The following is a 14347-nucleotide window of genomic DNA, read 5'->3' on the forward strand; positions in this document are numbered from 1 at the left end:
TTATGTTGATATTCAATCATGCACTTTTTTCATGGATGAAGACGATTTTTTTGCTGCATTCACCTGCCTTGTACGCGCTTTTTCCAGGACAATGCGAATTGATAAGGGCCGCTAAACGCTTATTTTTATTTTTAAACAATGAAAAATCCCCTGCTTTATTCACAGCAGGGGATACGGCATTAAAACCTTTTCATCATTCGTTTTCGCATTTTTTTCATGGAACGTTTGGACATCGGAATGCGTCCAATCAGATCTGAAAGCATTGAGGACATTTTGCGGTTCATCGCTGGTTCCTCCTTCATTATGTCTACATGCTGATTGTCCGATCATCATCTGTAAAAAGATCATCTAGAGAACTTAAAGAACCGTCCTCTTCCACTTGATGGGTAAAGATTTGGCCCTTTGATATGGACAGCTCAATAAAGCAGCCCCAGCAATAATACTGATTCACGCCAATCTTCCCAATATCCTTACTTTTACAATTCGGGCATTTTAACAATGCGGTGCACCTCGCTAATGAATAAAATCCATGACGATTGCATCTTTGCTAATGGTTAAAGACCCAGGAGGATCAAGCTTTCGTTTTCCCTCCATCATATCTGCAAAGAATCCGTCCGTCAGTTCATATGCTACAATGGTGCCCACTTGTTCAGAAAAGTATACATCAGCAAGAAGCCCAAGCTTCTCGCCTTCTGTAGAATAGACCGCTTTGTACTGGATCCTCCGGTGTGATTGCAGGAAATAAGCCTTTCTAAATTCAGACATCGATTTCAGGCTGCTTCTGCCGTTAACCATAATCCCGTCCTTGCCAATTGTACAAATCGTCTCTGCCGGAACGATGCGCCCTTTTCTGAATATCCCTTTTTCATTTATTAACAGCCCTATAAAAGAGCCATTTGCATCAAAACAAGCATCAGATACAAACCCAGCAATTGATCCGTCTTCAACATCTACTACCGGCATTCCTCTGAGCTCTGTAAATGTCCGCAGGAGAAACTCCCCCTTTCCGAACATTCTTAGATTTTGTTGTCTTCCATAAAGTCATACGGGGTAATGCCTTCCATTCCGATCATGGCATCAGCAAGATCAAAAGGAAGCTCCTCTGTAAGCTCTTCAATCATATGCTGTTTTTCTGAAAGCTTCATTTTTAAAGAGGTCTGCCGGCTTAAATGATCTCTGTTTTCAATACCCCGCAAAAGGGCATCTTGTTCCCCGCAAAGGATTAAAAACTGCTTGCTTCTTGTAATGGCCGTATAAATTAAGTTTCTTCTAAGCATTCTGTAATAGCTTTTGACGACAGGCACAACAACAATCGGAAATTCGCTGCCCTGAGATTTGTGGATCGAGCAGCAAAAAGCATGCGTAAATTGATTGAAATCTGATTTTGTATATGTGACCTCATTGCCATCAAAAGAGATGACAATCATATCTTCTTTTTCAGTGTTTTCCTTTGCATAAAAAATGGACACAATCTCGCCAATATCGCCATTATAAACATTGCTCTCAGGCTGATTAACGAGCTGAAGAACTTTGTCACCCGATCTGTATACAGTCTCGCCGAACTTCATTTCCCTTTTGTTTTCAGCTTTAGGATTAAACAGCTGCTGCAGCATAATATTAAGCTGATCTATGCCAGCAGGCCCGCGGTACATGGGAGCAAGCACCTGAACATCTCGGGCTGTATATCCTTTTTTGATGGCGTTTGATATGACTTTCTCAACCACTTCTTTTACTTGTGCACCGCTGCACCGGATAAAGGATCTGTCTTTAGTAGGTGCAGCCAGATTATCAGGCAGCCTTCCTTTTTTAATATCATGTGCAAGCTCTATTATGGATGAACCCTCTGCCTGTCTATAAATATCCGTAAGTCTTACGACGGGAACTGCCTCAGACTCAAGCAAATCACGCAGTACTTGACCAGGTCCTACAGAGGGCAGCTGATCTTCATCTCCAACCATTATGACCTGAATATGTTCAGGCAGAGCTTTAAACAGCTGATTTGCAATCCAAGTGTCCACCATCGACATTTCATCAACAATCAGCAGTTTTGCACCGATCGGGTTATCCTCACCGTGGTCAAATCCTTCTGCACCGTTCCACTTTAACAGCCGGTGAATCGTTACAGCCGGCAGGCCTGTTGCTTCTGTCATTCTTTTTGCTGCCCGTCCTGTCGGAGCAACTAATGAGATTGGAAAAGGCTCTTCTTTTTTATAGTCTTTTTGCTCAAGAGAACAGCCATGCAAATCTGCGTAAAGCTCAACAATCCCTTTTATAACGGTCGTCTTGCCTGTACCAGGTCCTCCCGTAAGCAGAAGCATAGGAGACATCAGAGCCGTTTGGATGGCTTCTTTTTGAGTCGGGGCGTACTGCACTTTCATTCTCTCTTCCAGTTTCCCGAGTGAAAGCAAAAACTCTGATTCAGGAAAAATGCTCTCATATTCTGTCTGCAAAAGGACACGCTGGATACTTTTCACAAGTCCCTGTTCAGCAAAAAACAGAGACGGCAGATAAGCTCTGTCTTCTTCAATAATAATTCCTTTATCTTCTGCAAGTTTGATCACTTGCTCTGAGATATCTGTTTCAATGATTCCTGAACTCTTCGATGAATTCAGCAATTCCATTGATTTTATAATTAACTGCTCCAGTGAAACATATGTATGGCCTTCTTGCAGGCAAAGATGTTCAATTGTATAAAAGCAAGCCGCTTTAATCCTCTCAGGATGGTTTCCGCCGAGGCCCATTTGTCCTCCAAGCTCATCAGCGCGCACGAAGCCAATTCCCTCGATATCTTTAACTAGCTGAAAAGGATTTTCCTGAATCACTTGGATCGTTCTTTCCTGATAGGCCTGGTAAATTTTCATAGAAAGCTGAGGGCCGAAGCCAAGCTGATTTAAACTAATCATGGCCTGCTCTAGACCCTGATGCTCCTTCAGCTGATCAAGCAGCTGTTTTGCTTTGTCTTTGCCGAGCTTCGGCACTTTATCAAGCACAGAAGGATCTTCCATCATTTTCGAAATTGCGCCTTCTCCAAGTACATCCACTATCGCTTCAGCTGTTTTCCTGCCTATCCCTTTAAACAGGTCGCTTGAAAGGTATTGTATTACACCGTCGCGCGTTTTGGGAATTTCTTTCCGGTAATGCTCAGCCTGAAATTGCTGGCCAAATTTGGGATGCTGTGTCAGCATCCCAAAGAATGTATATGTTTCATCTTCATGCAGAAGAGGAAAATAGCCTGTCACGGTTATTTCTTTTTGATCATAATTTTCGCTCGTTTCAAGAACCTCCGTCTTTAAGACGGTATAATGGTTTTGGTCATTCTGATAAATAACCGTGATGATCTTTCCTTTTAAAAACCGTTCCTGCTCTTGAAACAGGTCCGCCTTTTGCTGCACAAGATCTCCTCCCCTTTATTGCCTGATTCTTACAGCGTTTGCATCAGCTGCTTCAAATTAGCCGCCATATCATGGTCCGGCTGAATGCTCAAAGCTTGATCCAGCATGTCCATCGCTTTTTTTGCATCCTCTTTAAATGCGTAGCCTACACCTAAATTATAGTATGCGTCCGCATGATTTGGGTCCTGCTCCACTACAATTTGAAATTGGCGAATGGCTTCATTCAGCGATTCCTGCTGAGCTAAACATAATCCATATTGAAAGCGCGCTTCCGTGTCCTCTTCATTTAATTCTACAGCTCTTTGAAGATATGGAAGGGCAGGCAGCGGCTGTTCCATTTGAACATAGCTCATTCCAAGCATGAAAAAGACATCTGAATGATCCATCCCTTTTTGAATCGCTTTTAAAAACATTTTTTGGGCTGATTGAAATTGCTCGCTATTGTAATACACATTTCCTGCTCCGTAGTAGGCAGTTGTCGTGTTAGCATCAAGTTCCAGCGCTTTTTCAAAAAACGTAATGGCTTTTTCAAATTCTCCTACTGCTGCCAGTAAATTTCCGAAATTCACATAGCAAACAGCATCCTTTGGATTTTCTTCAATAGCCTCTGAAAAATATCCTGCCGCTTTTTCAAAATCGCCTTTTTGCATGGCTTCTATTCCTAATGTACTTTTATCACTCATAATCAGTAACACTCCCGGTAACATATATTTAAAGAAAAAACCTCAACCGACGTTGAGGTTTTAACAAAGGCTGCATCATTAACCAACATACCAGATTTTATCGTTCTTTTTAAATACTTCATCGATAGTTCCGCCGCCAAGACATTCGTCATCTTTGTAGAAAACAACAGCCTGTCCAGGTGTAATGGCGCGGATCGGTTTGTCAAAAATCACTTGGGCAGTCGTTTCATCCACCATTTTCACTGTGATTGCATGATCTTCCTGACGATATCTGAATTTTGCCGTGCAGACAACTTCTCCTTCAGGGAGTTTGTCCGAAACCCAGCTGATGTTTGTAGCTGTAATCGAATCCGAATAGAGCAGATCATTGTCAAAGCCCTGATCCACGTATAACACATTCTTTTCAAGGTCCTTCCCTACCACAAACCAAGGATCGCCGCTGCCGCCAATCCCCAGTCCATGACGCTGTCCGATGGTGTAATACATCAGGCCGTCGTGCTTGCCTTTTACTTCTCCTGATAGAGTCTGCATTATACCAGGCTGTGCAGGAAGGTAGCCGCTTAAAAATTCTTTGAAATTCCGTTCTCCTATAAAGCATATGCCTGTACTGTCTTTTTTCGCTGCGGTCGCAAGATTTGCTTCTTTTGCAATCTCGCGTACTTTTGACTTCGGAATATTTCCGATTGGGAACATGACTTTTGATAATTGTTCTTGGGTCAGCTGATTTAGGAAATACGTTTGATCTTTATTTTCATCAGCGCCTCTGAGCATTTTGTATTCTCCGTCACGGTACTCAACTTGTGCATAGTGCCCTGTAGCCAGGTAATCTGCGCCAAGAGATATTGCATGCTCTAAAAATGCTTTAAATTTAATTTCTTTATTGCACATTACATCAGGATTCGGGGTTCTCCCTGCTTTATATTCATCTAAAAAATAAGTGAACACTTTGTCCCAATATTGTTTTTCAAAGTTTACTGCATAATAGGGGATTCCGATTTGATTGCAGACCTGAATCACATCATCATAGTCTTCAGTAGCTGTACAGACTCCGTTCTCATCCGTATCATCCCAGTTTTTCATAAAGATGCCGATCACATCATAGCCCTGCTGTTTTAAAAGTAGTGCCGCAACAGAGGAATCTACCCCTCCTGACATTCCAACAACAACGCGTGTGTCTTTAGGTGCTTTTTGCATCTTTTCCACCTCCAGTGTCCATCTATCTAAGCTGTTAAACGTTTTACAATTCGTGCGGTTTCCAAAGCCGTTTTCTCAACTTGATCCATCGTATTTCCAAGACCAAAACTAAAGCGAATGGAAGCTTTTGTCCGTTCAGCACCCTTTCCGTACATGGCAGTCAGAACATGTGAAGGCTCAATTGACCCTGCCGTGCATGCTGATCCGCTCGATACAGCAATCCCTGCTATATCCATGTTCACAAGCATTGACTCCACATTTGTACCAGGAAAATAAAGATTCAAAACATGCGGAAGGCTGCTTTCCATTTCTCCATTAATTTCAAAGGAAACATCTTCAGTCTTTAAAATATCAATTATTTTATCTTTAAACCCTTTGTAAAGTACAGTTTTTTGCTCTCTGGTTTCAAGTGCAAGCTGGACTGCGGATTTCAGCCCGGCAATGCCGGGTACATTTTCCGTTCCTGCACGCCGTTTCAGCTCTTGTTCTCCGCCGTGAGAATGCTGTTTAAGCGAGATTCCTTCTTTAACATATAGAAAACCGGTTCCTTTTGGTCCATTAATCTTGTGGCCAGAAGCAGAGAGCATATCTATATAGCTCTCTTTAACATTCAAATCAAGTATTCCGAAAGCCTGTACAGCATCTGTATGGAAGAGAGCCTGATGATCCTTCAGAGCCTTGCCGATCTCCTTAATCGGCTGAATCGAACCAGTTTCATTGTTCCCGTACATGATTGTGACCAATATTGTTTCAGACGTTAATTCTCTTTTCAGATCTTTAATTGAAACAGTTCCATTTTGATCAACCGGCAAATAGGTGACCTGAAATCCCTGTTTCTCCAGATGCTTGCATGTATTTAAAACAGCATGATGCTCAATCTGCGTCGTAATGATATGCCTGCCTTTATGCTGATTTGCATGTGCAGAGCCGATTATGGCTAAATTATCAGCCTCTGTTCCTCCGCTCGTAAAAATAATTTCCTTCGGTTTTGCATGAAGACTCCTGGAAATAACCGCTCTCGCCTCATCCAGCAGTCTTCTGCTTTCTCTTCCGAACGAATGAATGCTTGAGGGATTTCCGAATACATCCTGCATGTGAGGAAGCATTTGGTTAATCACTTCCGGATGCATGGGGGATGTAGCGGCATGGTCCAAATAAATTCGCTCCATTTTACACCCTCCTTTTTAAATATAAAACATATAAGATTCCTGCTCGCCATCTGTGTAGTTCGCTAAATCTTCAAGAGTTGTATTATCCAGTACATCTTTCACTGCATCGCGTATGCGAATCCATAAATGGCGCTTAGCAGGCTCTTCATCTTCAAGTACTTCTACAGGGCTGATCGGTCCTTCAAGAACTCTGATAATATCACCTGCAGTAATGGCATCAGGTTCATTTCCGAGAACATATCCCCCGTATGCTCCGCGAATACTCTTGACTAAACCGGCATTACGGAGCGGTGCAATTAATTGCTCTAAATAGTGTTCAGATAAATCATGCGTCTGAGCGATGCTTTTTAAGGAGGTTGGCCCTTCCCCGTGTTTCTTTGCAAGCTCTATCATAATTGTAAGACCATAACGGCCTTTAGTTGAAATTTTCATATTAACACCCCTATAATTCTAGCTAACTTGGTGAACATGCGGTTCTTTTCTGACTGTCTTTTCAAGCATTGCATTCGTTGTCTTCTGACATTGAGGAAGGGTAAATCCAATGATGTACCCAATAGATAGTGTGCAGACGATTGTTCCGATAAAGACCGGGCCGCCAAGGATCCATCCGAAAAAAAGAACAATCAATTCAATGGCTCCGCGTATCCTTGACACCTTTATGCCGGTCTTTTCAACCAAAGCTAGCATTAAAGTATCCCGGGGACCAGCACCGCATCCTGCAGAAATATACAAGCCAATTCCATATCCCATCACAATAATTCCAAGCAAAAGCATCAGTGCTTTTCCGGCATAGCCGGATGGGGTCTGTATAAAAGGCAAAAGCAAGTATAAATCTATAAACAAACCTACAGTCAGCATATTGACAAACGCACCTGCCTGAGGCAGCTTTTTTGTGAAAATTGATGACAAAAGAAGAATAGTTCCTCCTACAATAATTGCCCAAGATCCAATCGTTAAACCAAACTGGTAATATAAACCTATATGAAGCACATCCCACGGAGATGTGCCAAGTTCTGCTTTTATTGTAAGGACGATGCCTAAAGACATGATGAGCAGGCCTATGAAATAAATGCTCCACCTAATACCTAGCTCTTGATTCTTTTTACTGCGGAAAGCGCCCATCTTTCTTCACTCCGCCTTTCATCGTTTAAAAATCTGAAACAATTATTGTTTCGCTGTTAATAATTGCTATTTCATAAATGAACCTATGCCATTATAGCATATTATCCTGCATCAGAGCATTCAAATTGACTTATCGTTTTCCTATAAGGTATATATCAATTCTTATGACTAAGCGGGAAAGTCATGATAAGCTTAGTTAAAATAAGATTAGTGCTTTGCCCTAAGGAGGGAGAACATGAAACCTCTGGCATTTCGAATGAGACCAGAAAATATTGATGAAATCATCGGGCAGGAACATTTAGTCGGCAAAGGAAAAATGATTGAGCGTATGGTAAAAGCAAAACATTTGAGCTCCATGATTTTGTACGGCCCTCCCGGAATAGGAAAAACATCCATCGCAACAGCGATTGCAGGAAGCACAAAAACAGCTTTCCGAAAGCTTAATGCGGTTGTGAATAATAAAAAAGATATGGAGATTGTTGCAGAAGAAGCGAAAATGTCCGGCAAGGTCATTTTAATTCTTGATGAAGTCCATCGTCTGGATAAAGCAAAACAGGATTTTCTTCTTCCTTATTTGGAGGATGGAAAAATCATTTTAATAGGAGCAACAACAAGCAACCCCTATCATGCCATCAATCCTGCAATCAGAAGCAGATGCCAGATTTTTGAATTAAAGCCGCTTGAAGCTGATGATATAAAAACAGCACTTGAAAGAGCTTTAAAGGATGAAAAGAAAGGACTTGGCAAATACCGGACCGTAATTTCCAAGGAAGCTCTCATGCACTTTGCTTCAAGCTGTGCAGGTGACGTCCGGTCTGCTCTGAATGCTCTGGAGCTTGCGGTCATCTCAACAGATCCGGGTGAAAATGGCGAAATACACGTAACACTTGATACAGCAGAAGAATGTCTGCAAAAAAAGAGCTTTGTCCATGATAAAGACGGCGATGCCCACTATGACGTCCTTTCTGCGTTTCAAAAATCAATACGGGGTTCTGACGTGAATGCAGCTCTTCATTATCTTGGCAGATTGATAGAAGCTGGAGATCTAATAAGCATCAACCGCAGGCTGTTAGTTATCGCATATGAAGACATAGGTCTTGCAAGTCCTCAGGCTGGAGCAAGAACATTGGCCGCCATTGAAGCGACCGAAAGACTAGGATTGCCGGAAGCGCGAATCCCGCTTGCAAATGCAGTTATTGAGCTTTGTTTATCACCAAAATCCAATAGCGCATACAAAGCACTGGATGCTGCGATAGCAGATATTCGTTCCGGGAAAAGCGGTGAAATTCCTGCACACCTGAAAGATGCACATTACAAGGGAGCAGAAAAGCTCGGGAGAGGCATTGACTATCAATATCCCCATGACTTCGAGAATGGCTGGGTAAAGCAGCAATATTTGCCGAATTCACTAAAAAAGAAAAAGTACTATGACCCTAAACAAACAGGGAAATTCGAACTTTCCCTTTCACAAATTTATGAAAAGCTGATGAAGCAGCAATAACGAAAAGCGGAATCACCCGTTTAGCTCTGACAGACAGATAAGGATCCGGCAGAAAAGGCGCTTTTTGCCTTTATTGACGGATCCGTTCTGGCCGAGGAGCTGGGTGATGGAGCTGGACAATCGAAATGCGGAATCACCCGTTTAGCTCCGACAGACAGATAAGGCTCAGACTGGAAAGTCCGGTTTTGACTTTTCAGGCTGAGACGTTCTGGCCGAGGAGCTGGGTGATGGAGCTGGACAATGTGTTAAGAAGAAATACCTGTTCAACCCGGCAGACAGATGAAAATTCCAGCAAAAAGTCCGGGTTCAACTTTATGCTGGAATTTGTTCAGGCAAAGTGACTAGAATTGTTGAGCTGACAATAAGAAAAGCGGCATGATGTGAAATCATGCCGCTTTTCTTATTATTCAGTCGTTTACACGTGTAATTTTAATATCTTTTAAAAGCTCCATAATAACATGTCCGCCCATAATCAAACCTGCTACAGAAGGTACCCACGCATTAGATGATGGCGGCATTTTCGCTTTGCGGATCTGCGCAGCATCATTGCCTACCTTCATACGTACATCTTCGCGAATGACAATCGGGCTTTCATCAGAGAAAACAACCTGAATGCCTTTTCTGATTCCTTCTTTGCGAAGACGGGTCCTGACCACTTTGGCAATCGGATCTGTATGTGTTTTGGAAATATCCGCAATTTGAAATCTTGTCGGATCTGTCTTATTCGCTGCACCCATGCTTGAAATAATCGGAATGCCTCTATTTAAGCATTCTTTCATAAGATGGATTTTATATGAGATCGTATCAGATGCATCAATAACATAATCAAGGCCGTAGCTGAAAAATTCCTCATATGTTTCTTCCGTGTAAAACATTTTCAGTGCAATGACATCGCAATCCGGGTTAATCTCTTTAATGCGGTCTCTCATCAAATCAGCTTTTGGCTTGCCTACAGTTGATACGAGTGCATGAATTTGGCGGTTTACATTTGTGATATCCACATCATCTTTATCTACAAGCAAAATTCGTCCTACACCTGAACGAGCAAGTGCTTCCGCAGAGAAAGAACCTACTCCGCCAATTCCAAGGACTGCAACTGTGCTGTTTTTCAAAATTTCAATGCCTTCTTTGCCTATCGCAAGTTCATTGCGGGAAAATTGATTCAGCAAAACTCTCAACTCCATTTAGTTAATTCATGTCTGTATTTTACCTGAAAATGAATATATCATACTTTTCATGAAAAACAAGTGCTGCTCCCTATTTAATCAGAATTTCATTCATATAAAAACCTGCATAAGCAGAAAGCTTATGCAGGCTGAATTCTCGTTCGTCAAGTAGTCCCAATTGTGCCGTCGCTGCTATCTTGGTTTTGAACCCGCTCACAGCAGGTGGGTGTCCTGTTTCATGTATGACAAGTCCTCTGATCGTATGATGAGGCATTTACATAACGATGAAAACGTGAACTCCCGGATCAAGTAATGTTGGATCAAAACTAAGTGTACGACGTACACATCAGGACTTCTTTTTATCTTGTAAAAAGATTACCACAACAAGGTGCGGTTTTCAAGTAAATCATACTGGGTATTATTCACTCTTTTTCAGGTTTAATGCAAGATGAAGATCCGTTAATTGTGCTGTGCTGACCTCACTTGGAGCATGTGTCAGAAGGTCGCTTGCACTCGCCGTTTTAGGGAATGCAATCGTATCCCGCAAGTTCGTTCTTCCTGCCAAAAGCATGACTAAACGGTCAAGTCCAAGAGCAATTCCGCCATGTGGAGGGGTGCCGTATTCGAAAGCTTCTAACAGGAAGCCAAACTGTTCCACCGCTTCTTCCTCAGAGAAACCAAGCAGCTTAAACATTTTATGCTGTATCTCTTTTTCGAAAATACGAATGGATCCCCCGCCAAGCTCGTATCCATTTAAAACAAGGTCATAGGCCTGAGCTTTCATTCCGCCTGGGTTTGTTTCAAACAGCTCAAGATCCTCGCGTGCAGGCATTGTAAATGGATGATGCGCTGCAAAGTAGCGTCCCGCTTCTTCGTCATATTCAACTAGAGGCCAGTCAACTACCCAAAGGAAATTGAATTTGCTTTCGTCAATTAACCCTAATTCTTTTCCAAGTTTTAGACGTAAAGCACCAAGTGCATCCGCCACTACTTGCTTTTTGTCTGCAACAAACAGTAATAAGTCGCCTGGTTCTGCTTCAGTCACTGTTTTTAAGCTTGACTGTTCTTCAGAAGGGAAAAACTTAGAAATAGGGCCTTTAAGCTCCTGCTCCTCTACTTTCAGCCATGCAAGACCTTTTGCTCCATATTGAGAAACAAACTCGGTTAATGCATCAATATCTTTTCTTGAATAAGAAGCAGCTGCTCCTTTAACGTTAATCACTTTTACTTCTCCGCCGTTTTGCACAGCACCGCTGAACACTTTAAAGCCGCTGACTTTCACGAGTTCGGAAACATTGATGAGCTCTAGTCCGAATCGTGTATCAGGCTTATCAGAACCATAGCGGCTCATTGCTTCGTCAAAGGTCATGCGTGGAAGAGGAAGAGTTAAATCCACACCTTTTGTTTCTTTCATAATGCGCGTCATCATTTCTTCCATTAATGACATGATCTCATCTTGGCTCATAAATGACATTTCAATATCCACCTGGGTAAATTCAGGCTGACGATCAGCACGCAGATCCTCGTCTCTAAAGCAGCGTGCAATTTGGTAATAACGGTCAAAACCCGATACCATAAGCAGCTGTTTGAAAATTTGCGGAGATTGAGGAAGCGCATAGAATTCACCTTCATGCACACGGCTCGGCACCAAATAGTCACGTGCTCCCTCCGGAGTGCTTTTCGTTAAAATAGGTGTTTCTACATCTAAAAATCCTTTTTCATCAAGGAAATTGCGGATGGATTTTGAAACATTGTGCCGCATTTTGAATGTTTCAAGCAAAGCGGGTCTTCTTAAGTCTAAATAACGGTATTTTAAACGCACATCTTCTGAAACTTCTTCAGATCGATCTTCAATCAGGAAAGGCGGATTCTTGGCAGCATTGATAATTGTTACATTTTCTGCCTTCACTTCGATTTTCCCAGTCGCAAGAATAGGGTTTACTGTTCCTTCTGTACGTCCGACTACTGTGCCTTCAATATCCAATACATATTCGCTGCGGATTTTTTCTGCAATTTTGAGCGCATCCTCAGAAACCTCAGGATTGATCACAACTTGAACAATTCCTGTTCTGTCTCTTAGATCGATGAAAATGAGCCCGCCAAGATCGCGGCGTTTTTGCACCCACCCTTTTAATACTACTTTTTCTCCAATTGCTGCTTCTGTGACTTCACCGCAATAATATGTTCGTCCAAACATGTTTGTCTCTCTCCTTTTGACTATCCTTTTATATAGGCTGTAAGTTCATCTAATGCCACTTCTACTTGGCTGCCTGTTTCCATGTTTTTTACAGATATGATGTTCTTTTCAATCTCATCGTCACCCAATACAGCAACAAATTTAGCCTTAAAGCGATCCGCTGCCTTAAATTGAGCTTTCATTTTTTTGTCCTCATAATCTTTTTCTGCAGTCAATCCTGCTTTTCTGAGTTCATATACGAGTGATACAGAGCGGTCTTTCGCTTTATCCCCAAGCGCTACGACGAAGCAATCGATCGATTGTTCAATTGGAAGCTCCACGTTTTCTGCATCGAGGGCAGCAAGAAATCGTTCGATGCTGAGACCAAATCCGATCCCTGGTGTTTCAGGGCCGCCAACGTCTTCCACAAGGCCGTTGTATCTTCCGCCGCCGCAAAGTGTTGTGATCGCTCCAAATCCTTCTGCGTCGCTCATGATCTCAAATGCCGTGTGATTGTAGTAATCTAATCCTCGTACTAGATTAGGATCTACAGTAAACTCAATATTCAAATCCGTTAAGTATTGCTGAACTTTATTGAAATAAGCTTTTGACTCGTCGTTTAGGTAATCCATGATCGAAGGGGCTGTTCCCATAAGCTCATGATTCCGGTCTACTTTGCAATCCAGGATTCGAAGCGGATTTTGCTGTAATCGTTTCTGGCAATCCGAACAAAATTCACCGATTCTTGGTTCAAAATGAGCAATTAATGCTTCCCTGTGAGCTTTCCTGCTGTCTGCATCGCCAAGACTATTGATAATCAGCTTCAGCTTCTTCAATCCAACAGCGCTATAAAGTTCCATTGCAAGAGATATGACTTCTGCATCGATTGCAGGACTGTTGCTTCCAAGCGCCTCAACCCCAAACTGAACGAATTGGCGGAAGCGTCCCGTCTGCGGACGCTCATAACGGAACATTGGTCCGATATAGTAAAGCTTTGTCGGCTGTGCCGGCTGAGCGTACAATTTCTTTTCAACAAATGCACGAACCGTTGAAGCCGTTCCTTCAGGGCGAAGGGTCAAGCTTCTTCCTTTGCGGTCCTGGAAGGTATACATTTCTTTTTGAACGATATCTGTTGATTCACCTACTCCTCTTTGAAAAAGCTCAGTGTGTTCAAAGATTGGTGTGCGGATTTCTTTATATTGATATAATCTGCAGATTTCACGTGCTGTGTTTTCAATATATTGCCAGCGTTCAACATCTCCAGGAAGGATATCCTGTGTGCCTCTCGGAATTTGAAATGACATATTTTACTCCTCCAATTTACATTAACCATCATAATTTTTGAAAATAAAAAAACTCCCGTCCCTACATAAAAATGTAGGGACGAGAGTTAGATCCCGTGGTGCCACCCTAGTTGAAGCAAAAAATGCTCCCACTCAGACAGTTAACGCCTGTCACGTCCTCCTCCTATTAAATACAGCCAGTATCGTTCAGAGGGAAACCTAAGGAGTGTTCTCTTCATCAAGTCATCATGCGAAAAGCTTTCAGCCACGGCTTTTCCTCTCTTATCATGTGTCATCTTGACTACTCTTCTCCATCAATGGTTCAAAATTATGTAGTTCTTGCTAAGATTTATATACTATCATACGAATGATTCAGGCTTTGTGTCAAGAGCGATTTAATTGTTTTTTTAATTTCTTCACTTCTCTCAAACTTAAACCATATTCACTTGCAAGCTCAAACAAATTAGAATTCTGTTCTTTTTCCGCAAATTCATGAAAATTAACTCCAAATACATCATTATTGTTATAATGAGTTGTCTCGCCTTTATCACTGTGCCTCATCGTCATTGCTCCTTTTTAGCTGTCTATCCTTTAGCATTTCCTTTTTCCTGAAAAAATATATCAAATGTCACAAGGGATAGCCGATATAAAAAGCGAATGT

13 protein-coding genes, 1 other RNA gene and 1 other annotated feature are annotated in these 14347 nt (G+C 42.1%); of the genes, 1 reads left to right on the forward strand and 13 read right to left on the reverse strand.

Features of this window, described 5'->3' with window-relative positions; genetic code table 11:
- Window positions 1-307 precede the first annotated feature (307 nt).
- The 8 genes from K8L98_RS18235 to K8L98_RS18270 form a co-directional block, all read right to left on the reverse strand.
- Window positions 308-499: a hypothetical protein gene (locus tag K8L98_RS18235; RefSeq protein ID WP_070879785.1), complete on the reverse strand. Its 192-nt coding sequence runs from the start codon at window positions 497-499 to the stop codon at window positions 308-310.
- Between the two features lie 14 nt (window positions 500-513).
- Window positions 514-1014 (reverse strand): PRC-barrel domain-containing protein, encoded by a 501-nt coding sequence (locus tag K8L98_RS18240; RefSeq protein WP_223436893.1) that lies wholly within the window; start codon window positions 1012-1014, stop codon window positions 514-516.
- 2 nt (window positions 1015-1016) lie between these two features.
- Window positions 1017-3392: an SF1B family DNA helicase RecD2 gene (gene recD2 / locus K8L98_RS18245; RefSeq protein WP_223436895.1), complete on the reverse strand. Its 2376-nt coding sequence runs from the start codon at window positions 3390-3392 to the stop codon at window positions 1017-1019.
- A gap of 29 nt (window positions 3393-3421) precedes the next feature.
- Window positions 3422-4075 (reverse strand): tetratricopeptide repeat protein, encoded by a 654-nt coding sequence (locus K8L98_RS18250; protein WP_223436897.1) that lies wholly within the window; start codon window positions 4073-4075, stop codon window positions 3422-3424.
- Window positions 4076-4153: 78 nt separating this feature from the next.
- Complete coding sequence (mnmA, locus tag K8L98_RS18255; protein ID WP_223436900.1) at window positions 4154-5269, reverse strand: tRNA 2-thiouridine(34) synthase MnmA; 1116 nt, start codon at window positions 5267-5269, stop codon at window positions 4154-4156.
- Between the two features lie 26 nt (window positions 5270-5295).
- Window positions 5296-6438 carry a cysteine desulfurase family protein gene (locus tag K8L98_RS18260; RefSeq protein WP_223436902.1) on the reverse strand — a complete coding sequence of 381 codons (1143 nt, stop codon included), beginning with the start codon at window positions 6436-6438 and terminating at the stop codon, window positions 5296-5298.
- Window positions 6439-6453: 15 nt separating this feature from the next.
- Window positions 6454-6870, reverse strand: coding sequence for a cysteine metabolism transcriptional regulator CymR (gene cymR, locus K8L98_RS18265; protein ID WP_223436903.1), 417 nt, complete (start codon window positions 6868-6870; stop codon window positions 6454-6456).
- 18 nt (window positions 6871-6888) lie between these two features.
- Window positions 6889-7560, reverse strand: a complete 672-nt coding sequence (locus tag K8L98_RS18270; protein WP_223436905.1) for a YczE/YyaS/YitT family protein — start codon at window positions 7558-7560, stop codon at window positions 6889-6891.
- A 235-nt stretch (window positions 7561-7795) separates the two neighbouring features.
- Here K8L98_RS18270 and K8L98_RS18275 point away from each other — a divergent pair, with 235 nt between their 5' ends.
- A complete protein-coding gene (locus K8L98_RS18275) occupies window positions 7796-9061 on the forward strand; it encodes a replication-associated recombination protein A (protein WP_223436907.1) in 1266 nt (421 codons plus the stop codon).
- Window positions 9062-9468: 407 nt separating this feature from the next.
- Here K8L98_RS18275 and K8L98_RS18280 read toward each other — a convergent pair whose 3' ends face one another.
- The 5 genes from K8L98_RS18280 to K8L98_RS18300 form a co-directional block, all read right to left on the reverse strand.
- On the reverse strand, window positions 9469-10230 hold the full coding sequence (locus tag K8L98_RS18280) for a tRNA threonylcarbamoyladenosine dehydratase (protein ID WP_223436909.1): 762 nt from the start codon (window positions 10228-10230) through the stop codon (window positions 9469-9471).
- Window positions 10231-10394: 164 nt separating this feature from the next.
- A non-coding RNA gene (ssrS, locus tag K8L98_RS18285) (6S RNA) lies at window positions 10395-10583 on the reverse strand.
- Window positions 10584-10645: 62 nt separating this feature from the next.
- Window positions 10646-12424, reverse strand: a complete 1779-nt coding sequence (aspS, locus tag K8L98_RS18290; RefSeq protein WP_223436911.1) for an aspartate--tRNA ligase — start codon at window positions 12422-12424, stop codon at window positions 10646-10648.
- 20 nt (window positions 12425-12444) lie between these two features.
- On the reverse strand, window positions 12445-13707 hold the full coding sequence (hisS, locus tag K8L98_RS18295; protein ID WP_223436913.1) for a histidine--tRNA ligase: 1263 nt from the start codon (window positions 13705-13707) through the stop codon (window positions 12445-12447).
- A gap of 72 nt (window positions 13708-13779) precedes the next feature.
- Window positions 13780-14013: a binding site (T-box leader), on the reverse strand.
- A 57-nt stretch (window positions 14014-14070) separates the two neighbouring features.
- Window positions 14071-14247: a hypothetical protein gene (locus K8L98_RS18300; RefSeq protein ID WP_223436915.1), complete on the reverse strand. Its 177-nt coding sequence runs from the start codon at window positions 14245-14247 to the stop codon at window positions 14071-14073.
- Window positions 14248-14347: the final 100 nt, after the last annotated feature.

This window comes from Metabacillus dongyingensis, from assembly GCF_019933155.2.
Taxonomy (GTDB): Bacteria; Bacillota; Bacilli; order Bacillales; family Bacillaceae; genus Bacillus_P; species Bacillus_P dongyingensis.

Coding starts and splice junctions, on each gene's coding strand:
- K8L98_RS18260 (WP_223436902.1), bottom strand. CDS start 6,438: ATGGAGCGAATTTATTTGGACCATGCCGCTACATCCCCCATGCATCCG.
- mnmA (WP_223436900.1), bottom strand. CDS start 5,269: ATGCAAAAAGCACCTAAAGACACACGCGTTGTTGTTGGAATGTCAGGA.
- aspS (WP_223436911.1), bottom strand. CDS start 12,424: ATGTTTGGACGAACATATTATTGCGGTGAAGTCACAGAAGCAGCAATT.
- K8L98_RS18270 (WP_223436905.1), bottom strand. CDS start 7,560: ATGGGCGCTTTCCGCAGTAAAAAGAATCAAGAGCTAGGTATTAGGTGG.
- K8L98_RS18275 (WP_223436907.1), top strand. CDS start 7,796: ATGAAACCTCTGGCATTTCGAATGAGACCAGAAAATATTGATGAAATC.
- K8L98_RS18250 (WP_223436897.1), bottom strand. CDS start 4,075: ATGAGTGATAAAAGTACATTAGGAATAGAAGCCATGCAAAAAGGCGAT.
- K8L98_RS18300 (WP_223436915.1), bottom strand. CDS start 14,247: ATGAGGCACAGTGATAAAGGCGAGACAACTCATTATAACAATAATGAT.
- K8L98_RS18240 (WP_223436893.1), bottom strand. CDS start 1,014: ATGTTCGGAAAGGGGGAGTTTCTCCTGCGGACATTTACAGAGCTCAGA.
- cymR (WP_223436903.1), bottom strand. CDS start 6,870: ATGAAAATTTCAACTAAAGGCCGTTATGGTCTTACAATTATGATAGAG.
- hisS (WP_223436913.1), bottom strand. CDS start 13,707: ATGTCATTTCAAATTCCGAGAGGCACACAGGATATCCTTCCTGGAGAT.